This window comes from Corynebacterium sp. HMSC069E04 (genome assembly GCF_001813175.1).
GTDB lineage: Bacteria > Actinomycetota > Actinomycetes > Mycobacteriales > Mycobacteriaceae > Corynebacterium > Corynebacterium aurimucosum.
The window spans coordinates 1-20,879 of sequence record NZ_KV811630.1 but is presented as its reverse complement, the minus strand read 5'-3'; the positions used below and the strand labels follow the sequence as shown (position 1 = coordinate 20,879).

Annotated in this window: 21 protein-coding genes and 5 tRNA genes; 17 read left to right on the top strand and 9 right to left on the bottom strand. The window is 59.8% G+C overall.

Annotated elements, in window-relative coordinates; translation table 11 throughout:
* The first annotated feature begins 13 nt into the window (after nucleotides 1–13).
* The gene (gene purM / locus HMPREF2896_RS02060) at nucleotides 14–1,066 is read left to right on the top strand and encodes a phosphoribosylformylglycinamidine cyclo-ligase (protein ID WP_010188991.1); all 1,053 of its coding nucleotides are present in this window, start codon (nucleotides 14–16) and stop codon (nucleotides 1,064–1,066) included.
* Between the two features lie 118 nt (nucleotides 1,067–1,184).
* Here purM and HMPREF2896_RS02055 read toward each other — a convergent pair whose 3' ends face one another.
* Complete coding sequence (locus tag HMPREF2896_RS02055) at nucleotides 1,185–1,412, bottom strand: DUF3073 domain-containing protein (protein WP_201829151.1); 228 nt, start codon at nucleotides 1,410–1,412, stop codon at nucleotides 1,185–1,187.
* Between the two features lie 188 nt (nucleotides 1,413–1,600).
* Nucleotides 1,601–2,662 (bottom strand): CAF17-like 4Fe-4S cluster assembly/insertion protein YgfZ, encoded by a 1,062-nt coding sequence (locus HMPREF2896_RS02050; protein WP_070443888.1) that lies wholly within the window; start codon nucleotides 2,660–2,662, stop codon nucleotides 1,601–1,603.
* 30 nt (nucleotides 2,663–2,692) lie between these two features.
* On the opposite strand from HMPREF2896_RS02050, the gene HMPREF2896_RS02045 reads away from it, so the two are divergent.
* On the top strand, nucleotides 2,693–3,580 hold the full coding sequence (locus HMPREF2896_RS02045; RefSeq protein WP_070717296.1) for an aminodeoxychorismate lyase: 888 nt from the start codon (nucleotides 2,693–2,695) through the stop codon (nucleotides 3,578–3,580).
* 53 nt (nucleotides 3,581–3,633) lie between these two features.
* Here the strand turns inward: HMPREF2896_RS02045 and HMPREF2896_RS02040 are convergent, their stop codons facing one another.
* Entirely contained in the window at nucleotides 3,634–4,308 is a 675-nt protein-coding gene (locus HMPREF2896_RS02040) for a heme-binding beta-barrel domain-containing protein (protein ID WP_070645650.1), read from the bottom strand.
* A gap of 63 nt (nucleotides 4,309–4,371) precedes the next feature.
* On the opposite strand from HMPREF2896_RS02040, the gene HMPREF2896_RS02035 reads away from it, so the two are divergent.
* Nucleotides 4,372–5,412, top strand: coding sequence for a diacylglycerol/lipid kinase family protein (locus HMPREF2896_RS02035; protein WP_070645651.1), 1,041 nt, complete (start codon nucleotides 4,372–4,374; stop codon nucleotides 5,410–5,412).
* Here the strand turns inward: HMPREF2896_RS02035 and HMPREF2896_RS02030 are convergent.
* Nucleotides 5,409–6,245, bottom strand: a complete 837-nt coding sequence (locus HMPREF2896_RS02030; protein WP_070710530.1) for an LmeA family phospholipid-binding protein — start codon at nucleotides 6,243–6,245, stop codon at nucleotides 5,409–5,411. The two genes, HMPREF2896_RS02035 and HMPREF2896_RS02030, sit on opposite strands and share 4 nt — an antisense overlap.
* A gap of 33 nt (nucleotides 6,246–6,278) precedes the next feature.
* Between HMPREF2896_RS02030 and mshD the strand changes: the two genes are divergently transcribed.
* The 5 genes from mshD (at nucleotide 6,279) to pstB (ending at nucleotide 11,397) form a co-directional block, all read left to right on the top strand.
* Nucleotides 6,279–7,193: a mycothiol synthase gene (mshD, locus tag HMPREF2896_RS02025; protein WP_070717293.1), complete on the top strand. Its 915-nt coding sequence runs from the start codon at nucleotides 6,279–6,281 to the stop codon at nucleotides 7,191–7,193.
* Nucleotides 7,194–7,367: 174 nt separating this feature from the next.
* Nucleotides 7,368–8,477: a phosphate ABC transporter substrate-binding protein PstS gene (pstS, locus tag HMPREF2896_RS02020; RefSeq protein ID WP_070443870.1), complete on the top strand. Its 1,110-nt coding sequence runs from the start codon at nucleotides 7,368–7,370 to the stop codon at nucleotides 8,475–8,477.
* A 123-nt stretch (nucleotides 8,478–8,600) separates the two neighbouring features.
* On the top strand, nucleotides 8,601–9,647 hold the full coding sequence (gene pstC / locus HMPREF2896_RS02015; RefSeq protein ID WP_070443867.1) for a phosphate ABC transporter permease subunit PstC: 1,047 nt from the start codon (nucleotides 8,601–8,603) through the stop codon (nucleotides 9,645–9,647).
* 13 nt (nucleotides 9,648–9,660) lie between these two features.
* Nucleotides 9,661–10,572, top strand: a complete 912-nt coding sequence (gene pstA, locus HMPREF2896_RS02010) for a phosphate ABC transporter permease PstA (protein ID WP_070717291.1) — start codon at nucleotides 9,661–9,663, stop codon at nucleotides 10,570–10,572.
* A gap of 51 nt (nucleotides 10,573–10,623) precedes the next feature.
* Nucleotides 10,624–11,397 (top strand): phosphate ABC transporter ATP-binding protein PstB, encoded by a 774-nt coding sequence (pstB, locus tag HMPREF2896_RS02005; RefSeq protein ID WP_070443861.1) that lies wholly within the window; start codon nucleotides 10,624–10,626, stop codon nucleotides 11,395–11,397.
* Nucleotides 11,398–11,540: 143 nt separating this feature from the next.
* Here the strand turns inward: pstB and phoU are convergent, their stop codons facing one another.
* Nucleotides 11,541–12,269 carry a phosphate signaling complex protein PhoU gene (phoU, locus tag HMPREF2896_RS02000; protein WP_070443858.1) on the bottom strand — a complete coding sequence of 243 codons (729 nt, stop codon included), beginning with the start codon at nucleotides 12,267–12,269 and terminating at the stop codon, nucleotides 11,541–11,543.
* A gap of 64 nt (nucleotides 12,270–12,333) precedes the next feature.
* Nucleotides 12,334–13,479 (bottom strand): tRNA dihydrouridine synthase DusB, encoded by a 1,146-nt coding sequence (dusB, locus tag HMPREF2896_RS01995; protein WP_070443854.1) that lies wholly within the window; start codon nucleotides 13,477–13,479, stop codon nucleotides 12,334–12,336.
* Between the two features lie 176 nt (nucleotides 13,480–13,655).
* Here dusB and HMPREF2896_RS01990 point away from each other — a divergent pair, with 176 nt between their 5' ends.
* Together HMPREF2896_RS01990 and HMPREF2896_RS01985 are read left to right on the top strand one after the other, a co-directional pair.
* The gene (locus tag HMPREF2896_RS01990; RefSeq protein WP_070717286.1) at nucleotides 13,656–15,158 is read left to right on the top strand and encodes an acetyl-CoA hydrolase/transferase family protein; all 1,503 of its coding nucleotides are present in this window, start codon (nucleotides 13,656–13,658) and stop codon (nucleotides 15,156–15,158) included.
* A gap of 91 nt (nucleotides 15,159–15,249) precedes the next feature.
* A tRNA-Lys gene (locus HMPREF2896_RS01985) sits at nucleotides 15,250–15,322 on the top strand.
* Nucleotides 15,323–15,398: 76 nt separating this feature from the next.
* Here the strand turns inward: HMPREF2896_RS01985 and HMPREF2896_RS01980 are convergent.
* Nucleotides 15,399–15,731 carry a metal-sensitive transcriptional regulator gene (locus HMPREF2896_RS01980; protein ID WP_070443848.1) on the bottom strand — a complete coding sequence of 111 codons (333 nt, stop codon included), beginning with the start codon at nucleotides 15,729–15,731 and terminating at the stop codon, nucleotides 15,399–15,401.
* A gap of 83 nt (nucleotides 15,732–15,814) precedes the next feature.
* Here HMPREF2896_RS01980 and HMPREF2896_RS01975 point away from each other — a divergent pair.
* The 5 genes from HMPREF2896_RS01975 to HMPREF2896_RS01955 all read left to right on the top strand — a co-directional run bounded on the left by HMPREF2896_RS01975 (nucleotide 15,815) and on the right by HMPREF2896_RS01955 (nucleotide 16,777).
* A tRNA-Glu gene (locus tag HMPREF2896_RS01975) sits at nucleotides 15,815–15,890 on the top strand.
* A gap of 34 nt (nucleotides 15,891–15,924) precedes the next feature.
* A tRNA-Asp gene (locus HMPREF2896_RS01970) sits at nucleotides 15,925–16,001 on the top strand.
* Between the two features lie 253 nt (nucleotides 16,002–16,254).
* Nucleotides 16,255–16,328 (top strand) — tRNA-Asp (locus HMPREF2896_RS01965).
* Between the two features lie 20 nt (nucleotides 16,329–16,348).
* Nucleotides 16,349–16,421: transfer RNA gene (locus HMPREF2896_RS01960), tRNA-Phe, on the top strand.
* A 53-nt stretch (nucleotides 16,422–16,474) separates the two neighbouring features.
* Nucleotides 16,475–16,777: a GNAT family N-acetyltransferase gene (locus HMPREF2896_RS01955; RefSeq protein ID WP_070717284.1), complete on the top strand. Its 303-nt coding sequence runs from the start codon at nucleotides 16,475–16,477 to the stop codon at nucleotides 16,775–16,777.
* Between the two features lie 18 nt (nucleotides 16,778–16,795).
* On the opposite strand, the gene epsC is transcribed toward HMPREF2896_RS01955, so the two are convergent.
* Together epsC and cysK are read right to left on the bottom strand one after the other, a co-directional pair.
* Nucleotides 16,796–17,359, bottom strand: coding sequence for a serine O-acetyltransferase EpsC (gene epsC, locus HMPREF2896_RS01950; RefSeq protein ID WP_141754749.1), 564 nt, complete (start codon nucleotides 17,357–17,359; stop codon nucleotides 16,796–16,798).
* Between the two features lie 118 nt (nucleotides 17,360–17,477).
* On the bottom strand, nucleotides 17,478–18,416 hold the full coding sequence (gene cysK, locus HMPREF2896_RS01945; protein WP_284764728.1) for a cysteine synthase A: 939 nt from the start codon (nucleotides 18,414–18,416) through the stop codon (nucleotides 17,478–17,480).
* Nucleotides 18,417–18,669: 253 nt separating this feature from the next.
* Between cysK and ramA the strand changes: the two genes are divergently transcribed.
* Together ramA and murA are read left to right on the top strand one after the other, a co-directional pair.
* Complete coding sequence (gene ramA / locus HMPREF2896_RS01940) at nucleotides 18,670–19,509, top strand: acetate metabolism transcriptional regulator RamA (RefSeq protein WP_070717274.1); 840 nt, start codon at nucleotides 18,670–18,672, stop codon at nucleotides 19,507–19,509.
* Between the two features lie 21 nt (nucleotides 19,510–19,530).
* Nucleotides 19,531–20,799, top strand: coding sequence for a UDP-N-acetylglucosamine 1-carboxyvinyltransferase (murA, locus tag HMPREF2896_RS01935; protein ID WP_070717314.1), 1,269 nt, complete (start codon nucleotides 19,531–19,533; stop codon nucleotides 20,797–20,799).
* Nucleotides 20,800–20,879 lie beyond the last annotated feature (80 nt).

Genomic DNA, 20,879 nt, shown 5'->3' with positions numbered 1-20,879 from the left:
GACTAAGTCATTCATGAGCGAGAACACGTATGCTGCCGCCGGCGTCAACATTGAGGAAGGCGACCGCGCAGTAGAGCTAATTACCCCCCACGCCAAGCGTGCCACCCGCCCCGAGGTGATGGGTGGGCTCGGCGGATTCGCCGGCCTGTTCAAGCTGGGGGACTACAAGGAGCCGGTCCTCGCAGCTGGCTCTGATGGCGTGGGTACCAAGCTGGCCGTGGCCCAGGCCATGGATAAGCACGACACCATCGGCATCGACCTCGTCGCCATGTGCGTGGATGACCTCGTCGTGTGCGGAGCCGAGCCGCTTTTCCTGCAGGACTACATCGCGGTGGGCGAGGTTGTTCCGGAAAAGGTAGCGGAGATTGTGAAGGGCATTGCTGAGGGCTGCGTCCAGGCTGGTGCTGCCCTCCTCGGCGGTGAGACCGCGGAGCACCCAGGCGTCATGGGCAAGGATGAATACGACGTCTCCGCCACCGCCGTTGGCGTGGTGGAGGCCGATGAGCTCCTCGGCCCAGACAAGGTACGTGACGGCGACGTCCTGATCGCTATGAAGTCCTCTGGTTTGCACTCCAACGGCTACTCCTTGGCGCGCTACGTCCTCCTGGAGCAGGCCGGTTTGCCGCTTGACGGCTATATGGAAGACCTGGGCCGTACTCTCGGTGAGGAACTACTGGAGCCTACCCGTATCTACGCCAAGGACTGCCTGGCCCTGGTCTCTGAGTGCGCGGTGTCCACCTTCTGCCACGTCACCGGCGGTGGCCTCGCTGGCAACCTGGAGCGCGTCATCCCGGAGGGCCTGACCGCTGAGGTGAGCCGCTCGACGTGGACTCCGGGCCAGATCTTCAAGACCATTTCCTCGGTGGGCAAGGTGGCGCTCGAAGAGATGGAGAAGACCTTCAACATGGGCGTCGGCATGATCGCCGTCGTTGCGCCGGAGGATCGCGAGCGCGCACTGGCCATGATGACTGCCCGCCACGTTGAAGCATGGGAGCTGGGCACCGTCCGCGTTGCCGAAGAAGGCGAGCCGCGCGTTCTGATGACGGGCGAGCACCCAGGGTTCTAGGTCCTAGGAAAGGAACCTGGGAAAGGAACAGGGCCGGCAGTTTCCTCCTCTTATTGAGGGGAAGCCTTGCCGGCCCTTCGCTTACGTGCTGTGCACGGCGGGGAAGTGATCCACGCGCTTAGCGCGCGTCGGAATCATCCTCATCCCACTCGTCCGAGTTCCAGCGATCCGCATAGTCCTCGTAATCCGCGTACTCCGAGTACGGGTCCTCGTCCTCATCGCGGGAGCGCTTGGAGTTCTGTGAGGCGAGTTCACGCTGGAGCGAATCCAGATCCATCTCGGGCGAATTGTACTTCAGCTGGCGTGCAACTTTGGTCTGCTTTGCCTTTGCGCGTCCGCGTCCCATGTGCATGACCCCCTTGAGGTGTGTAGGGCGGTCCAGGGATTCTTGGCCGCCCCATCGTCTTAGTCAGATATGTGTATGTTCCTGTAAGACACCATAGCCTGTGTGACGAAAAAATTCCGAACTACCCCCCAGCGTCGCGTCGAAAAGGGCTCTAGCCCGCGGAGAAGAGGCGAATGTGTAATTCGCCACTACTTTCCGCGCAGGCGGTCCACAGCGGCGCGCCCGGCCTTGGGGCCCTCATCGGTGGGGATGGACTCTGGTTCAACCGAAGCTGCCACAGAGCCAATGTTCAGATCCCCGTTGTTGAGAGCGCTGCGCTTAATCAGACCAAGTGCGATGGGGCCATAATCGCAGTCCTCCACCACGGTGCCGAGCCGGCCAACGCGCCGCCCCCCGAGCGTAATGTCGGCGCCGCTATCGGGGCGCTCTGGAGCGGACCCGTCGAGGTAAAGCATCACCAGCAAACGGGGAGAGCGGCCGAGGTTCTCTACGCGCGCTACTGTCTCCTGTCCGCGGTAGCAACCTTTTTCTAGATGAACGAATGCGGGCACATCGTCGTTGCGCCGGATCCATTGTGGAACCTCATGGGCGATGGTTTTCTCATCGAGGTCAGCGGCCAGTTCGGGCTCACGTGCGCGCACTCGCTCTGCGGTATACGCCATGAGACCCGCTAAGCTTCCGCCCTGCTTCTCCAGCTCTGTTACGGCAGCATCGAGCCGCTGGCGCGGCACGAGGAAATCCTGGCGTGGACAGCCCGGCCACTGCACAGAACGCTCGACCAAGGCCGCCGAGGGCTGCTGCAGCGACTGCCCCAGAACCGTGATGACCGCCGCGTCTGCTTCCTCCACGGTGACCTGGGACCAGAACACCATGGCGGTAAGGAAATCTCGCAAAGACTCGAACTGTGCTGTGGGCACGTCGAGGTAAAAGGTGTCCCCGTCGAAGGACAGATCCATGTGGTGTAGGACGTGGCCCTGAATGTTGAGGTCAAGAGCGCCTGCGGAAAAGCCGCTGTCTACATCGTCGAGCTTCTGGCTCAGCAGGTTATGCAGGAAGGCACGGGCATCGGGGCCAGACACCGCGATGACGCGGCGATGGGAGCGGTCGATGATGGCGGAACCTGTCTCTACCGCGCGCTGCTCCACAAGGGGGTTTCCATAGTGCCAGGGGACCCCGGAGACATCGACAAGCGTGCTGCCCTGGAACTCAGTGGCTCCGGGCCGGGAAAGAAGTGGCGAAGAGTAACTCACGCCCTCCGATGGTAGGGCATAATCGGGTCTATGAGCCTTCAGCGCAGGAAAGAGCCGGTCATCTACGTTGTGGAACCGTTTGGAGGGTCGGTGCGGCGTCATATGCCGAACCTTCCGTTGGTCTATTGGGATGATGCCGCGGTGACGCGCGGCGACGGGATCTTCGAGTCCCTCCTCGTCCGTAATGGCAAGGCCGCTAATTTTCACCGCCACGCGGAGCGCTTCCGGCATTCCGCCCGCGCGCTCGATCTGCCGGAGCCGCCGATGCACAAGTGGCAAGAAGCCACTGAGCTGGCCATCGCAGACTTCTATGGCCCCGCCGGCGCGGATGGAGAGGAGGGCTCGTCGCTAGAAGCCAAGTGCACGTGGACTTATACCCGGGGCCGCGCCTCCACCGGTGTGCCCACGGCCTGGGTGGTGGTTCAGGAGGTTTCAGACGCGGTTGTGGCACAGCGCGCTACCGGCGTCAAGGTGATGAGCACCCCGCGCCTGTGGCAAGTAGCGGAGGATCTACCTGCGAAAACGCTGAATTATGCGGCCACAATGGCTACGCTGCGCCTGGCACGCGAGCGTGGGTTTGATGATGTGATCTTTACTGATCCCGATACGGGACTGGTGCTGGAAGGCGCCACCTCTACCGTGGTGGCGGTCAAGGGGGCGAAGCTGCGCACGCCTGCGGGTAAGGGTATTTTGCCCGGCACAACGCAAGCGGCGCTCTTCGAATACGCCTCCGATCAGGGCTATCGCTGCAAGGCGAAGGAGCTTGACCTGCGCTACCTCGAGGAAGCCGACTCGGTGTGGCTTGTGTCTTCAGTGCGCACGGCGGTGCGCGTGACGCGCCTCGATGGCAAGAAGCTCAAGGCGCCGGCGAACGCGGAGGAAATACGCGCGCTGATCGACGCCGCCCTGGCGCGCTAGACTCCCTCGTACTGCGAGCTAGCGTTAGCTAGCTCAGCTAGCTCGCCTGCTGATTAGCCTGCCACGCGGGTGAGCTCGGCGGACATGAAGGGGCGCATTTCGCCGTCGACAAGCCGCTCATCTACCCAGCCCAGGTTGTTGTTCGGCATGAGGCCATACATACGCTTGCCGGGGCCGAGGTTGGTAGGCCCAGTTTCCGTGACCATGGTGGACGCAGATTCCAGCTGCCAGGCGCGCTCGTTGAACAGCGAGCCGTAGAAGATCTCGTTGATGCCATTGGAGGAGGTGTAGGTCATCTCAATCTCGTCCTTGAGGGAGATGCGCCAGAATCCGGACTCGCGGACATCTGGGCCCACCGGTTTGCCCTCGGAATCGATCTTCCAGGTGCGGGAGGTGTAGGTCAGGTAGTTCTCACCGTCGTGGGCGATGATGAGCTGCTGGCCAAAGGCGTACTGTTCGCCGTCGGTGCTGTGAGCCTGGCCTTCGCCCTGCCAGACACCGACGAGGGGGAGAAGCCCCAAGAGGCCATCGTGCAGTGACGGGCCTTGGCGTAGGTTCGCCGTCTCATCCGGCAGGGGATTATCAGCCACATCAACGGTAGGAATGTTGCGGGAGGCAGCATCCTTCCACGCTTCAGCAGCTTGGTTAACGGCTGCGTTGCCGTCGATCTTGGTGTTCTCCGGGTGGGTATTTTCCGTCTGGTTTTCATTATTAGTCTGTTCGCTCATGCTGCCCCAGCGTAGTCGTGGTGGCATCACGGTAACCACTAGGCTCCAGTAGTCTTGGGAGTCATGCGCGTTTTGCTGATCTCAAACCCGAACTCCACGAGTCAGAATTCGGCCCTTTTCCGTGAGGTTCTGCCCGTTATTCGGGACGTGGAGGGGCTGCAGCTGCTGGCCCGCTTCACGCACTACCCGGGGCACGCGCAGGATATGGTGCGCGGCATGACGCGGGAAGACTTCGATGTCATCTTGGTCTTCGGTGGCGATGGCACGGTGAATGAGGTTGTAAACGGGCTGCTGGGTCCTGCAGATTCCACAGAGCGCCCCAGCCCCCAGGAGATTCCAGCACTCGCAGTGATCCCCACTGGTTCCGCCAATGTCTTCGTTCGCGCCCTTGGTTTCCCTAATACCCCGGTCGAGGCAGCGCACGTGTTGGCTCGGATGCTGGAGCGCAATACGCGTCGCACCGTCTCCTTAGGTGTGTGGAATGACAGATGGTTCGCGGTCAATGCCGGTTTCGGGTTAGACGCCGACGTGCTGGCTCGCGTGGACCGTGCTCGGGAGTTGGGCTTTGCAGCTACCCCGTTGCGCTATTTGGCCGTGGCCTTTCAGGCTTATCAGCGCGCCCGCATCCGCCCACCGCGCATTAGCGTGCGTGCGCGCTCGAGTTCGGGAGAAACCTTCGCGGCTGATGACGTACCCGTCATGTTCACCTCCAACACCAACCCGTGGACTTTCCTCGGCCCACTGCCCGTGGTGACCAATCCGCGCAACTCCTTCGACCAAGGACTTGGCCTATTCGGGGTGTCAGACCTTGGCGGTATTGATGGTCTCGTCGGTGTGCTCCACCTCTTCGGCGTGGACCACCGCCACTGGCTGAATAAAGTTACGGATGCCCGTACGCTGCACTTCGAGGATGCCGTCGAGGTGGATCTGGTGTGCCCGAAACCGCACCGTTTTCAGGCGGATGGGGAGTCGGAGGGCACTTTCACAGAAGTGCACCTGGAATCGGAAGCGGACGCATTGGAGGTATTCGCTCCCATCGACCCGACCCCGCCCACGCACCGCAGCATCCGCAGGATCCTGCGGGACCTCATTCGAATCAACTAGTTCTGGCGCCAGCTCGGCGGAGTCGTTGGTGCGCTACCCACTTGGTTGGCCGTGTCTTGTGCCTTCTGCGCTGCATCCTCGACGGCCTTTTCTTCTGAGCCGTCGATCTCCAGCGGTGAGAGCTGCGCGGTCTTCAACGTGATGTTGCGGCGCTGCACCTCGAAGGTGATGGAGCCGCCGTGCAGTTTTACGGATGTGGCCTGTGAAGGCAGGGGGAGCTGGCGGGTATCCAAGACCAAACCGAAAGCCTTCTTGAGGCGTTCATCATCGGTTCCGTAGACGCTCATACGAAATTCCGGGCCCACGAGGCGCAGCGTTACCGTCGCGGTGGACTTGGTGTTGTCTCCTGGTAGCGTGCCGGTGAGCTCAGCTTCGGCCGAGGGGCCGCCGGTGGGAGACATGTCATCGGGATTGGCAATGGACAGATCGGTAATGCCCAGCATGCGGCCTAAGGCCACACCGTCGAGGCTGATGCTGCGCGTGTAAGTCGACACCGGTGAGCCTTCCAGCTCGCCGCTGAAGAGCTGTTCGGGGCGGATCGTGATGTCGCGCAGAGTAGTCGAGGCATTGACCATCCCGAGCTTGGGAACCTCCACGTCAGAAGATTTAACCTCCAAGTAGGGGATCTCCTTGGTGAGCGCGCCCAGGGTGAAGGGGACGCCGCCGATATACACGTTCGGTGTGTTTTCCAGCTGGGAGCTGGCCTTCGCCTGCTGGGCCACGGTGTGTTCCGCATGCATCGCCACTGCTGAATCCGCCAGCCATGCGGTCAGGACCACTCCCGCGACGGCGGCAAGACGTACGAGGTTGCGGCTGAGGTAGATGACGGTCACCCCTCTATTACTACCGCACGTAGGGTGGGAAGCATGAATATAGAGACTAATACTGTGCCGCAGAATCTAGATCTCGCGCAGCGCGTGGAGGAACTTGCTGCAGCGGCCGAAACACACGATGGTGTTGCGCCTTTCTCAGAACAGTTTCTTATCGGGCTGCGGGATGACCGCCTGGGCCACCGCCATCTGCTCTCTATCGAGGGCGACGAGGTGCTCGGTGTGGCTGCCCTCGACGGGCAGACAGTGGAGCTCTTTGTCGGTGTGGAACACCGTGGGCGAGGGGTAGGGCAGGCGCTTGTCGACGCCCTCCCGGCATCCCCCCAGATCTGGGCGCATGGCAACCTCCCGGCCGCCCAGGCGCTGGCGAAACGTAATGAGATGGACGTCGTCAGGCGCCTGCTCGTCATGGCTATTGAGGGCCAGGACCTACGCGCAGCGGAGGAAGCGTCCGCAGCGGTCGACGGCCTAGAGATTCACACGTACACCGAGTCGGTGGAGCGCTTCGGACGTGAACATGTCGAGGCGGAATGGGTTCGCACCAACAACGAGGCTTTTTCCTGGCATCCGGAGCAAGGGGGCTGGGACCTGGAGCGCCTACATCGCGGGATGGAAGCCGAATGGTTTGATCCTGCCGACGTGCTATTCCTGTGGGATTCGCACGGTGGTGCGCACAGTGCCCCAGCATTGGCCGGTTTCCACTGGCTGAAATGGCATGCCGAGGGCACCCCAGCCTTTGGTGAGGTCTATGTTGTGGGGCTGGGTGAGGACTACCGCGGGCGTGGGCTCGGTGGGCCACTGCTCACTGCGGGACTGCAGCGCATGGTGGCTAAAGGCGCGGACAAGGTCATTTTATATGTCGAGGCGGACAACGAACCTGCAGTAAAGGCCTATGAGCGTTTGGGCTTCTCGATTGCAGAGGAACACTGCGTCTGGGCGAAAAGTGACTAGCCTCACCGCTTTTTGGTACAAGTTCACCGATTGTTCATCTCTTGATCCCTGTGGGGTTAACCCACCAGATATAGCTTTACTTCCCGTGAGTTAATCGTGCCCGCCTTAAGAGGACGGCGGAGGGCGATTTACTCGGACAATCATTCTCTTGTATCCGCACCGGAAAGGTTTCCCGTGATCCGCAACTTCAAGCGCACTGCCGCTATCTTCGGCATCGTCGCCGCCACCTCCACCGCTCTCGTCGCTTGCTCCGAGTCCAACGACTCCGGCTCCGCTGAAGGCGGCTCCGAGGGCTCTGACGTCTCCGGCGAGCTCGTCGGTGACGGCGCGTCCTCCCAGCAGAATGCAATGTCTTACTTCCAGACCGCATTCTCTGAGGATCATCCGAACGCTTCCCTGTCCTACAACGCTTCCGGCTCCGGCGCTGGCGTTGAGGCTTTCACCAACGGCCAGGCCGACTTCGCTGGTTCCGACTCCGCTCTGAAGGAGGATGACGGTGAGGTTGAGGCTGCTGCTGAGCGCTGTGGCGGCAACGAGGCATGGCACCTGCCGACCACCATCGGTCCGGTAGCTATCGCTTACAACCTCGAGGGTACCGAGATCAACCTCTCCACCGAGACCCTGGCCAAGATCTTCAAGGGTGACATCACCAAGTGGAACGATGAGGCAATCGCCGCTGACAACGAAGGCACCGACCTGCCGGACGAGGACATCACCGTCATCTTCCGCTCTGATGAGTCCGGTACCTCCGCCAATTTCCAGAAGTTCCTGAAGGCCGCTACCGGCGACTGGGACACCGAGGGCAAGCAGTTCCCGGATGCAGTTGGTGAGGGCGCCAACGGCTCCGCTGGTGTTGCTGACCAGGTTGCCAACATCAAGGGTGCTATCACCTACGTTGAGTCCGGTTTCGCTGACCAGAAGGAAGCAGACGGCGTTCAGAAGGCAAAGATCGACTTCGGCCACGGCCCGGTTGAGCTGAACACCGAGTCCGTCAACGTTGCTCTGGAGAACCTGGAGTTCAAGGAGACCGAGTCCGAGCACAACATGGTTGTTGACTCCGACGCTCTGTTCGCGTCTGACGACGAGGGCGCATACCCGCTCATCCTGACCACCTACAACATTGTTTGCTCCGCTGGTTACGATGAGGAGACCTCCGCTCTGGTTAAGGCCTTCTTCACCACCGTCCTGGATCACCAAGATGACCAGCTTGCTTCTCAGGGCTTCATCCCGGTTGAGGGTGCACACCTGGACAAGCTGAAGGCTGCTGTTGACGCTCTGCAGTAAGCGCTAGAGCTCAACAAAGCTAAATACTCTTCGCCCCCACTGCCGCACTCGAATCGCGCTTTGGGGGCGCAGGTATGTAACGACAAACTCCATTCTTAACGCTGAAAAGGATTAGAACGTCTCATGGCAGACAATAATCTCACCACGGCGCCCGAGCAGACGGAGCTTTCCGTCTCCGCTGCTGAGCGGCCTTCTACCGGCGGATCCGAAGAACTTACCAAGGCTAACTCCAGCAGCGGAGTTAAGCGCCCGGGTGACCGAGTCTTCGAATTCCTTTCTTCTGCTTCGGCCACGTTGATCACCGTCATGATTGCTGCCATTGCGGGCTTCTTGCTGTGGCGTGCCGTGCCAGCCCTGGGCGTCAACGACGGTGGCATCATGGGGTTCTTCACCTACGGTGGCCGTTGGGAGACTGGCGATACTTCCGCGATGAAGTTCGGTATCCCGACCATGTTCGGCACTACGGTTCTTATCTCCGTCTTCGCCCTGCTGCTGGCTATGCCGGTTGCACTGGCGATTGCCATCTTCCTGTCTAACTACGCGCCGGCACGTCTGGTCAAGCCGCTGGGCTTCCTCGTGGACATGCTCGCTGCAGTCCCGTCCATTGTTTATGGTCTGTGGGGCTGGCAGGTCCTCGGTCCAGCTCTCTCCGGTTTCTACTCGTGGCTGGAGTCCTGGGCTGGTGGGTTCTTCCTTTTCACCGTCTTTGATAACTCGCCGTCGTTTGCTACCGGCCGTAACCTCTTCACCGGTGGCATCGTGCTGGCCGTGATGATTCTTCCGATTATCGCCGCTACGGCACGTGAGGTCTTCGTCCAAACTCCTCCTGGTCAGATTGAGTCTGCCTTGGCACTGGGCGCAACCCGCTGGGAAGTTATCCGCATGACGGTGCTCCCCTTCGGTATGTCCGGCTACATCGCCGGCTCCATGCTCGGTCTTGGACGTGCACTGGGTGAGACCATGGCTCTGTACATGGTTGTCTCCCCGCTCGTGGACTTCCGCTTCTCGCTCTTCGACGGCGGTACGACCTTCGCCATGGCCATCGCCTTGGCATCCGCAGAGTTCGGTAATGAGATGCGCGCAGGTGCCTACATCGCCGCCGGCCTCATGCTGTTCTTGCTGACCTTCGTGGTCAACGCCATTGCCCGCACCATCGTGAAGAAGAAGTAGGGAGGAGGACACAATGACTACTACTACAAACGCCAAGCCTGCCTCCGCAGGCGCTACCTTCCTTGATATTTCGGCTTCCCGAAAGGCCACCAACACCATTGCCACCGTCGTGGTATGGGTGGCCATGATTATCGCCATGATCCCTCTGGTTTGGGTTCTGTGGGAACTCTTTGCCCGCGGCAGCGGCATCATCTTCAGCGCCGATTGGTGGACCACGTCCCAGCGCGGTGTCATGAACAGCGTTGCGGGCGGCGGTGCTGCTCACGCCATCGTTGGTACCTTCGTCCAAACCGTCCTAGCCTCCATCATCTCCATCCCGATCGGTATCTTTACCGCTATCTACTTGGTGGAGTATTCCAAGGGCGGCTGGCTCGCCCGTACCACCACCTTCATGGTGGACATCCTGTCCGGTGTGCCGTCCATCGTTGCCGCGCTGTTTATCTTCGCTATGTGGATCACGCTCTTCGGCTTTGGCCGCTCCGGCTTCGCCGTGGCGCTTTCCTTGGTGCTGCTGATGATTCCGATCGTGGTTCGCAACACCGAAGAGATGCTCCGTGTTGTCCCGATGGACCTGCGTGAGGCCTCCTATGCACTGGGCGTTCCGAAGTGGAAGACCATTGCTCGCATCGTCCTGCCGACCGCCCTGTCCGGCATCGTTACCGGTATCATGCTCGCGGTTGCGCGTGTGATGGGTGAGTCTTCTCCGGTGCTGGTCCTTGTTGGTTCCTCCTCCATCATCAACTGGGACGCGTTCAAGGGCTCGCAGTCCTCGCTACCGCTGATGATGCTGGATATGTACAAGGCCGGCGCACAACCGGCTGTCCTGGATAAGCTCTGGGGTGCAGCGCTGACGCTGGTTATCCTTATCGCTGTCCTTAACATCGCGGCCCGTGTCATCTCCGCGAAGTTCTCGGTCAAGAAATAGATCGCCGTAACACTCGATTCCGCCATACATTCTTAAGAGGAGAAACTCCTAATGTCTAAGCTTGAGCTCAATGACGTGAACATTTACTACGGCGACTTCCACGCCGTGCAGAACGTCAACATGCAAATTCCGGCGAAGGCCGTGACCGCCTTTATCGGCCCTTCCGGCTGCGGTAAGTCCACCGTTCTGCGCACCTTGAACCGTATGCACGAGGTCATCCCCGGCGCCTATGTCAAGGGCGAGGTCCTCTTGGACGGCCAAGATATTTACGGCGCCAAGGTTGACCCGGTATCCGTTCGCAACACCATCGGCATGGTTTTCCAGAAGGCTAACCCGTTCCCCACGATGTCTATCGAGGACAACGTTGTTGCCGGCCTGAAGCTCTCCGGCGAGAAGAACAAGAAGAAACTGAAGGAAGTTGCCGAAAAGTCTCTGCGCGGCGCCAACCTCTGGGATGAGGTTAAGGACCGCCTGGATAAGCCGGGCGGCGGCCTGTCCGGTGGACAGCAGCAGCGTCTGTGCATCGCCCGTGCGATTGCCGTGGAACCGGAGGTCCTCCTCATGGACGAGCCGTGCTCGGCACTTGACCCGATTTCTACCCTGGCTGTTGAGGACCTCATCCACGAGCTGAAGGAAAACTTCACCATCGTTATCGTCACCCACAACATGCAGCAGGCAGCCCGTGTGTCCGATAAGACCGGTTTCTTCTCTCTAGAAGCCACCGGAAAGCCGGGCCACCTCGTCGAGTTTGATGACACCACCAAGATCTTCGAGAACCCCTCCAAGAAGGACACCGAGGATTACATCTCCGGCCGCTTTGGCTAAACACCGATAGCGCCATAGTGCCGAAAGCCGGCGCCCTCTCTCGACTGTTTAAGGTCTAGGAGTGGGCACCGGCTTTTGTGTTTTCAGGATGAGCTAGGTGTTACTAGCGGTGGATCGGCAGCTATTTCGAGCATGAGCCTCATCTAGTGATGGAACTGGCGCTCCAGCTCTGCCATGCGGGCCTCTAGCTCGGCTTCGCGTTGCTCCTGATCACGCTTGCGCATATAGCGGTCCGGGTCCAGGCCCGTTGCAAGATAAATAATGCGACCGGCAGCGGCGGCACAATGATCGGCGAAACGCTCGTAGTAACGCGATAGCTGCGAGGTTTCCACGGCCTGGCGCACTGTTCCTTTCCATTCCCGCTGGGTCAGCATGCGCAGCAGGTGATGGTTGATGTCATCGACGGCATCATCATCTTCGGTCAACCGAAGGGCTAGCTCCGGATCGCGGGTGATGAGGATGTCCTTGAGCCCCGCGGACATATCGAGAACGAGGCGCGCATATTCCTCGAAGTAGCCCATGATGTCTGCTGGTACCACTGGCTCGGGGTGGCGGCGGCGGGCACTCGTTGCAATGTGCTGGGACAGGCGGCCCATGCGATAAAAGTCTTCAACAATATAGATGGAAGAGATGACCTGGCGGAGATCCTTGGCCATCGGATTTTCCAAGGCTAGCAGGGAGACCGCGCGGTCTTCGCACCGCGAGCGCACCTCATCCAGTTCATCGCGCAGTGACACAGCCTCCTCAGCCGGTTGCAGGGAGGCCTTGATTAACGCCTGGGAGGCGAGGGCCATCAGCTTATGGACGGTCGTGCTCATGATGATGAGATCATGAGAAAAATTATCCAACTGTTCACGGTAAGCAGCGCGCATGCCACGTACTTTAGCTGAACTATTGGTCTAGTGCCTGTCGAACAACAAGTTTGAATAATCGCGGTTAGCCGCCGGAGTGCATAATCTCCGCGCCTTCCGGCACAGTGGCATCCTCCGGATCATCGAGCCAACCCTCGGGAAGGACTACCTTGGCGGGTGAGCCCTGGCGGCCGCGGGCACCATCGGCGTCGTCGGCAAGCGCAGGCGAGTCGGCCCACGGCGCCAGCAGTTCGCGCAGATCCTCCAAGGAATTGACGCGAGAAAGGCCCGCACGTACCTGGCCGCCCACGGGAAAACCACGCAGGTACCAGCCAATGTGCTTGCGAATATCGCGGCTGGCTTGAGCCTCGCCCTCATGCTGGGCTAGAAGCTCTGCGTGGCGGAGCATGATGCGCGTGACTTCGCCTAGCGTGGGCTCTTCCGGTACTGGTTCACCCCGCAGGTGGGCGGAGAGTTCCGCAAAAAGCCACGGGCGGCCCAAACAGCCGCGGCCCACCACGACGCCGTCACATCCAGTTTGCTCCATCATGTCGTGCGCATCGGTTGCCTTGAAGATATCGCCGTTGCCCAAGACTGGGATGCCTGTGTCTGCCAAGTGCTCCTTCAAGCGGGCGATTTCGCCCCAGTCGGCGTGACCGGAGTAGCGCTGGGCGGCGGTGCGCCCGTGCAAAGCAACTGCTGCGGCTCCTTCCGCCACAGCGATACGCCCGGCATCGAGGTGTGTCTTGTGCTCTTCATCAATGCCGACGCGCATCTTCACCGTGACTGGAATATCCGTGCCCTCAGTCGCCTTGACTGCGGCGGAGACGATGTTGCCAAACAGGCGGCGCTTATAAGGAAGGGCAGAACCCCCGCCGCGGCGCGTGACCTTGGGGACCGGGCAGCCAAAGTTCATATCGATGTGGTCCGCCAAGTTCTCATCCACGATCATCTTGGCAGCCTTGTAGGTGTACTCCGGATCGACGGTGTACAGCTGCAGCGAGCGGGGCTGTTCTTGGGGAGCGAAGGTGGTCATGTGCAGGGTCTTGGGGTTGCGCTCGACCAAGGCGCGAGCGGTGACCATTTCGCACACGTAGAGCCCGGAGACAGTCCCGGTCTTTTCAATCTCTTGCTCACGGCACAGCACGCGAAAAGCCACGTTGGTCACGCCAGCCATGGGGGCGAGGACAACGGGGGAGTTGAGCTGGATTTTTCCGATTGCAAGAGTCACGCCGCCAATTGTGCGCGGAAAGAGCCTGGGGTGGCAAATTCTGATGAGGAAAGTGAGGTGTGCACACGGTTTGGGGCAGAGTGCGGTAAATTCGCCACTGATTCGCTAGTGTGGTGCATGTAACTAATAGGAAAGGACCGTAATGTAGGTCGTTTCTGCACATAAAAGGAGGACTAATGTCTGAGAGAATTGCATACGCGCCGTTTGAGAAGCTCGTGATGAGCGCTGACGAGGCCGCACAGTTCGTCAACCACGGTGATCGTGTGGGAATCTCCGGCTTTACCGGTGCTGGCTACCCCAAGGCCCTGCCGACCGCTATCGCGGAAAAGGCAAAGGCGGCCCACGAGGCGGGGGAGGAATTCAAGATCGACGTCTTCTCCGGTGCCTCTACCGCCCCGGACTGCGATGGCGTCCTGGCTGAGGCAAACGCCATTCGCTTCCGCTCCCCATACAACTCTGATCCGGCATTGCGCGGCCGCTTCAACGATGGCTCCGCCCTCTACCAGGATGTTCACCTCTCACACTCTGGCCAGCAGGTGGAGGAAGGTTTCTACGGTGACTTCCAGGTAGCCATTATTGAGGCCGTGCGTATCGATGAGAAGGGAAATATCGTTCCCTCCTCCGCAGTAGGTAACAACCTCGAGTACATCGAGGCCGCCGACAAGATCATCATTGAGATCAATGAGTGGCAGTCCCTCAACCTCGAGGGCATGCACGATATCTACCGCATTGAGAAGCTGCCGAACCGTCAGCCGATCCCGATTACCAAGCCGGCTGACCGCGTTGGTACCACCTACATTGAGATCCCGGAAGAGAAGGTCGTGGCTGTAGTCAAGACCAACGCCCCGGACCGCAATGCTCCGTTCAAGGCCCCGGATGAGGTCTCTGAGAAGATCGCTGCGAACTTCATCGAGTTCCTCGAGGGCGAGGTTGCTGCCGGACGCCTGGAGTATGACAAGTTCATCATGCAGTCCGGTGTGGGCAACGTCCCGAACGCAGTGATGGCCGGCCTGCTGGATTCCAAGTTCGAAAACATTCAGGCCTACACCGAGGTTATCCAGGACGGCATGCTGGATCTTATCGACGCCGGCAAGATGACCGTCGCCTCTGCTACCTCCTTCGCCCTGTCCCCGGAGTATGCGGACAAGATGAACGCTGAGGCTGAGCGCTACGCCAAGCACATCATCCTGCGCCCGCAGCAGGTGTCCAACCACCCGGAGGTTATCCGCCGCGTTGGCCTGATCTCCTCCAACGGCATGATTGAGGGCGACATCTACGGCAATATCAACTCCACCAACGTCTCCGGCTCCCGCATCATGAACGGTACCGGCGGCTCGGGTGACTTCACCCGTAACGCCTACATCTCCACCTTCGTGTCCCCGTCGGTGGCAAAGGGCGGCGCTATTTCCGCCATCGTGCCTTTCGTGTCTCACACCGACCACACTGAGCACGACACCATGGTCATCATCACCGAGTATGGTGTTGCGGACCTGCGTGGCCTGGCTCCGAAGGAGCGCGTGGAGAAGGTTATCACCGTGGCGCACCCGGACTACCGTCCGCTGCTGGAGGAGTACTTCGAGCGTGCCAAGGCGAATAAGTTCCAGCACACCCCGCACGATCTGAAGACCGCTTTTGACTTCCAGGTGAACTTCATGGAGAAGGGTGACATGCGCGGCTAATTGCGCATCTCTGCTAGGTAGTGGCCCTTTCCGCTGGAGGTGAGGGCCATTTCGTTTTCTTTAGTGCGACCTACTAAGATGGTTGGGCGTTGGGCCTTTAGCTCAGTTGGTAGAGCTACGGACTTTTAATCCGCAGGTCGCGGGTTCGAGCCCCGCAGGGCCCACAAAAAGAGCCGCCTTCGGGCGGCTCTTTGAGTAGTTTTAGGGGCGTTGAGCTTGCAGGGATGCGGCTGGGGTTTGTTAGCTCTTGACGAGCTTCCGAATGGCCCGCATAGCCTCCTCTAGCTTCTCTGAGGCTATTTCCCCGTCCTCGGCAGCGGCTCCTGCCACGCAGTGCTCTATGTGGTCCTCCAGGAGCGCCAGGGAGACATTCTCGAGCGCGGAGGTTACCGCCGAGATCTGCGTGATGATGTCAATGCAGTATTGGTCCTCTGTGATCATGCGGTGGATGCCGCGGGTTTGCCCTTCGATGCGCTTGAGGCGCGCTAAGTATTTCGCCTTTTGATCGTCATTGGAGTTGTAGCCGTGTACACCCGGCTCATGGCAGGAACAGGTATCTCGCTGGTCAGTCATAGTTTTTCACCTTTCTGCCGGGGCGATTTGGTTAAGTAAGGATGTCTACAGTATATTTTTACAAAGTTGCCTCAAGGCAACGGGCCCCCATCGTCTAGCGGCCTAGGACACCGCCCTTTCACGGCGGCGGCACGGGTTCGAATCCCGTTGGGGGTACCAACACCTTTGTGTTGGCACACAAGTAAATATATATGGCCCTGTGGCGCAGTTGGTTAGCGCGCCGCCCTGTCACGGCGGAGGTCGCGGGTTCAAGTCCCGTCAGGGTCGCCATATTCAAGCCTCGAGGCATTGTTAGAGAAACAAGCCTCGGGGCTTGCGTCGTTTTGTCTCCGTCAGCGATTAATCCTGCTGGCGCATGCCGCCGGTGGAGCGGGAAAGCTTATAGGTCTAGGTGCTGTGGGGTGGGCTGTATACCGAGGTCTAGTGCACGGTAAAACTGAGTCTGACGTGCTGATTTGCTGTGCTTATCTAGCTGTGTGTAGAGTACTTATTCGTGCCCAGCGCACAAGAGAAAACTAAAAATGGCCCTGTGGCGCAGTTGGTTAGCGCGCCGCCCTGTCACGGCGGAGGTCGCGGGTTCAAGTCCCGTCAGGGTCGCCGAAGTCCTAGTGGCTTCTGGCCAGATAGCTCAGTCGGTAGAGCACACGCCTGAAAAGTGTGGGGTCGCCAGTTCGATCCTGGCTCTGGCCACAAGATAGCCCCCTCCATTTTGGAGGGGCTTTTTTGGTGCATTTTTTGGTTTAATGGCCGGCATGACTACTTCTGTTGCGCACCAAACCGATCAATCCCGCTTCGTTATTACCGTCGATGGCGAGGAAGCGGGTTTTGCCGAATACAGTGACTCCGCAGCCACGCGCGAGTTCACGCACACGGAAATCTCTGAGGCCTTTCAAGGCCAAGGCCTGTCCAAGCCGCTCATTAAGGCGGCGTTGGATGATGACTCGACGGTAGGCCGCCAAGTCATCCCAACGTGCAGTGCCGTAGCGCGGTTTATTGAGAAGAACCCTGAATACCAGCGTCTGACTAAGCGTGAGGGCAGCCTCTAAGGACAGGTTCTGGGGCCCTTAGATGTAGTAGTCCGGGTCCACCAGCTTGATGCGCTCATTCTTCTTGCGAGGACGGTTCTTAGCCGGAATACCCGTAGCGGTGTGATTAGCGGGCACATCCTTCGTCACCACGGCGTTAGCGCCTACTGCGGAGCCTTCGCCGATGGTGATGGGGCCTAGTACCTTGGCGCCGGCACCGATGGTCACGTTGTCCCCGATCGTTGGGTGGCGCTTGGTCTGCGTGAGCACCTGGCCGCCGAGCGTGACCCCGTGGTAGAGCATCACGCCATCGCCGATTTCGGCGGTTTCACCAATAACGATGCCCATGCCGTGGTCAATGAAGAAACGGCGGCCGATGGTGGCACCAGGGTGGATCTCAATACCGGTGAAGAAGCGGTTTACTTGTGCCAGGATACGTGCGGGGCCGCGCCAACCATGCTTCCACATGCGGTGGGCGATGCGGTGCGCCCAAATAGCGTGGAGGCCGGAATAGACCACGGTATTCTCGACGTCGCCGCGCGCGGCCGGGTCATGCTCGCGCGCGTTGGCGAGGTCTTCACGAATCATCTTCAAGATGTGCATGCGAACCATCCTATCCAGAAAGAAAAAGCGCCCCCTAGCACAGAGGGCGCTTTTATTCGGAGGCTCATCACGGCGCCGTGCTTGGCGACGTCCCGCGGAGAGCCATGTTGACTATTCCTTAAGCTTCGCGGATGTCCTCGAAGAGAATGGTGGAGACGTAGCGCTCACCAAAGTCCGGGGCGACAACGACGATGGTCTTGCCCTTAAACTCGTCACGAGCGGCCAGCTTGAGTGCTGCAGAGACGTTGGCGCCGGAGGAAATACCAACGAGCAGGCCTTCTTCGGTAGCCAGCTTGCGGGCGGTGGACACGGACTCTTCGGTGGTTGCGGTAAGAACCTCGTTGAGGATCTCACGGTCCAAAACCTCTGGGACGAAGTTAGCGCCGATGCCCTGGATCTTGTGAGGACCTGCGTGGCCCTCGGACAGGACGGGGGAGTCGGAGGGTTCTACAGCTACCAGGTAGGTATCCGGGTTCTGGGAGCGCAGGTAGCGGCCAACGCCGGTGACGGTGCCGCCGGTACCGACGCCCGCCACGAAAGCATCAACCTTGCCCTCTGCGTCCTCCCAGATCTCAGGACCGGTGGTTGCCTCGTGGATCTTCGGGTTTGCCTCGTTAGCGAACTGAGAAGCCAGGATAGCGTTAGGGGTTTCGGCGATAATCTCGTTGGCCTTTTCCACCGCGCCCTTCATGCCGGCAGCGCCTGGGGTTAATACGATTTCAGCGCCATAAGCGCGCAGCAGCACCTTTCGCTCATTGGACATGGTCTCCGGCATGGTGAGGATGACCTTGTAACCCTGAGCTGCGCCGACGAGTGCCAAGCCAATACCGGTGTTGCCGGAAGTGGCTTCAACGATGGTGCCGCCAGGCTTCAGCTCGCCGGATTCCACGGCGGTGTCGACAATCGCCTTGGCGATGCGATCCTTGACGGAGTTTGCGGGGTTGAAGGACTCGACCTTCACGAGTACCTCTGCGCCGAGGCCTTCGGTCAAGCGGTTGAGGCGGACCAGCGGGGTTCCGCCGATGGTTTCTAGAATGTTGTCGTATACAGCCACGATGTGGACTCCTTGTAAGTAACTTCCGATGTACAGCATACACCTTACACGGCGCCACTAGACAAAGTGGTATATAAATTCTGAACAGAGCATTCGGGCATGCCATGTGGGATTTGGGGTGACGGAGTAGGGCGCTGTGCGATTTAGAATTACCCCCGTCGGCCGGTTATACTTCGCAAATAGTGGTCACCTACCCCCGTTTCAGGCGGGGAATGTGGGTGCACCTGCTGGTTACCCCCGAGTAAGAGAGAGTCTCATGGAGCCGCATCGACTCAAGGATGACGACGAAGCCGTACGCGCAGCGCTCTCGTCGCTGAAGACCGCAACGGGAATTCCCGTCACGATGTACGGGACCTTGCTGCCGGATAATCGCCTGCAGATTACCCAGTGGGTAGGTCTGCGCACCCCGGCCTTGCAGAACTTGGTGATTGACGCGAATGTGGGCGTCGGCGGGCGTGTTGTCAGCACTCGCCGCGCGGTTGGTGTATCCGATTACACACGCGCCACCACGATCAGCCACGAGAATGACCGCTACATCCAGGATGAAGGGCTGCATTCCATCGTGGCGGTACCGGTGACTGTGCAGCGTGAGATCCGCGGTGTTCTTTATGTTGGTGTTCATTCGCCGGTCCGCCTGGGAGACAAGGTGATCGAGGAGGTCACCATGACCGCCCGCTGCCTCGAGCAGGATTTGGCGGTGAATTCCGCGCTGCGTCGCGCCGATGGAGGCAAGGGCGGCGCCGCCCGCGGTCACGTAATGAACGGTGCCGAATGGGAGCAGGTGCGATCGACGCACTCCAAGCTGCGGATGCTGGCTAATCGCGTCAACGATGAAGACCTTCGCAAGGAATTGGAAGCCCTCTGTGATCAGATGGTCTCTCCGGTACGCGTGAAGCAGACCACCAAGCTGTCTGCGCGCGAGCTGGATGTTCTCTCTTGCGTGGCGTTGGGGCATACCAACGTTGAGGCGGCAGAGGAAATGGGCATCGGAGCCGAAACGGTGAAGTCTTATCTGCGCTCTGTCATGCGCAAACTGGGGGCCCACACCCGTTATGAGGCGGTTAATGCGGCCCGTCGTATCGGCGCGCTGCCCTGATTGTAGGTAAGTTGGGTGGGTGTGAAAGACCAATTTATTGTCTCCGGTGGGGCGCGCCTGCAGGGCACTGTCAAGGTGGACGGTGCCAAAAACAGTGTGCTGAAGCTGATGGCTGCGGCACTGTTGGCGGAGGGCACCACCACACTAACCAACTGTCCTGAAATTCTTGATGTTCCACTGATGCGCAAGGTACTCGAGGGCCTCGGTTGCACAGTGGAGATTGATGGCCACACCGTGCGTATCACCACGCCGGCCCAACTGCATTCCAACGCAGACTTCGACGCCGTGCGGCAGTTTCGTGCGTCCGTATGTGTGTTAGGTCCACTGACGGCGCGGTGCGGTTATGCCAAGGTGGCCTTGCCGGGCGGCGATGCTATCGGTTCCCGCCCTCTGGACATGCACCAGTCCGGGCTGGAGAAGATGGGCGCGAGCACACGGATTGAGCACGGTGCCGTGGTGGCAGAGGTTGACCACCTTCACGGGGCAAGCATCAAGCTCGACTTCCCCTCCGTGGGCGCCACAGAGAATATTCTTACCGCTGCGGTGCTTGCCGACGGCGAAACGCAGCTCCACAACGCCGCCCGTGAACCGGAGATCGTCGACCTGTGCCTGATGCTTAAGGAAATGGGTGCTGATATTACCGGTGAAGGTACGTCTACCATCACGATTCGGGGTGTGGACAAGCTGCAACCGACTGAGCACGAGGTCATCGGCGACCGCATTGTTGCGGGTACCTGGGCCTATGCCGCAGTCATGACGCGCGGCGATATTACGGTAGGCGGCATTGCGCCCAAGCACCTTCACCTGCCGTTAGAGAAGTTGAAGTCAGCCGGTGCCGATATTGAGGACTATGTCAACGGCTTTCGCGTACGTATGGACAGGCGTCCCACTGCCGTGGATTACCAAACTCTTCCTTACCCGGGCTTTCCAACGGATCTCCAGCCGATCGCTATCGGACTGTCCGCAGTTGCGGAAGGGACCTCCATCATCACGGAGAATGTGTTTGAATCCCGTTTCCGTTTCGTCGATGAGATGTTGCGCCTCGGTGCCGATGCTCAGGTTGATGGCCACCATGTCGTCATCCGCGGCCAGGAACGACTGTCTTCGACGCACGTTTGGAGCTCCGACATCCGGGCGGGCGCTGGACTCGTGCTCTCTGCGCTCTGTGCCGATGAGACGACTACCGTCCACGATGTCTTCCATATCGATCGCGGCTATCCCAATTTTGTAGAGAACCTGCAAGCGCTGGGGGCGACCATCGAGCGCACTCAGGAGGAAGAGCTCTACTAGGCAGCAGTGCTTGGCGACGTCCCCAGGTAGTGCACCGTTTCGGTGCACTACCTGGGGATTTGTTGTTTGTTGGGGGTGTG

Coding starts and splice junctions, on each gene's coding strand:
- mshD (WP_070717293.1), top strand. CDS start 6,279: ATGAATATAGAGACTAATACTGTGCCGCAGAATCTAGATCTCGCGCAG.
- HMPREF2896_RS02045 (WP_070717296.1), top strand. CDS start 2,693: ATGAGCCTTCAGCGCAGGAAAGAGCCGGTCATCTACGTTGTGGAACCG.
- pstB (WP_070443861.1), top strand. CDS start 10,624: ATGTCTAAGCTTGAGCTCAATGACGTGAACATTTACTACGGCGACTTC.
- HMPREF2896_RS01990 (WP_070717286.1), top strand. CDS start 13,656: ATGTCTGAGAGAATTGCATACGCGCCGTTTGAGAAGCTCGTGATGAGC.
- pstC (WP_070443867.1), top strand. CDS start 8,601: ATGGCAGACAATAATCTCACCACGGCGCCCGAGCAGACGGAGCTTTCC.
- purM (WP_010188991.1), top strand. CDS start 14: ATGAGCGAGAACACGTATGCTGCCGCCGGCGTCAACATTGAGGAAGGC.
- HMPREF2896_RS02035 (WP_070645651.1), top strand. CDS start 4,372: ATGCGCGTTTTGCTGATCTCAAACCCGAACTCCACGAGTCAGAATTCG.
- phoU (WP_070443858.1), bottom strand. CDS start 12,269: ATGCGCGCTGCTTACCGTGAACAGTTGGATAATTTTTCTCATGATCTC.
- pstA (WP_070717291.1), top strand. CDS start 9,661: ATGACTACTACTACAAACGCCAAGCCTGCCTCCGCAGGCGCTACCTTC.
- HMPREF2896_RS01955 (WP_070717284.1), top strand. CDS start 16,475: ATGGCCGGCATGACTACTTCTGTTGCGCACCAAACCGATCAATCCCGC.
- HMPREF2896_RS02040 (WP_070645650.1), bottom strand. CDS start 4,308: ATGAGCGAACAGACTAATAATGAAAACCAGACGGAAAATACCCACCCG.
- ramA (WP_070717274.1), top strand. CDS start 18,670: ATGGAGCCGCATCGACTCAAGGATGACGACGAAGCCGTACGCGCAGCG.
- HMPREF2896_RS02055 (WP_201829151.1), bottom strand. CDS start 1,412: ATGGGACGCGGACGCGCAAAGGCAAAGCAGACCAAAGTTGCACGCCAG.
- epsC (WP_141754749.1), bottom strand. CDS start 17,359: ATGCACATCTTGAAGATGATTCGTGAAGACCTCGCCAACGCGCGCGAG.
- HMPREF2896_RS01980 (WP_070443848.1), bottom strand. CDS start 15,731: ATGACTGACCAGCGAGATACCTGTTCCTGCCATGAGCCGGGTGTACAC.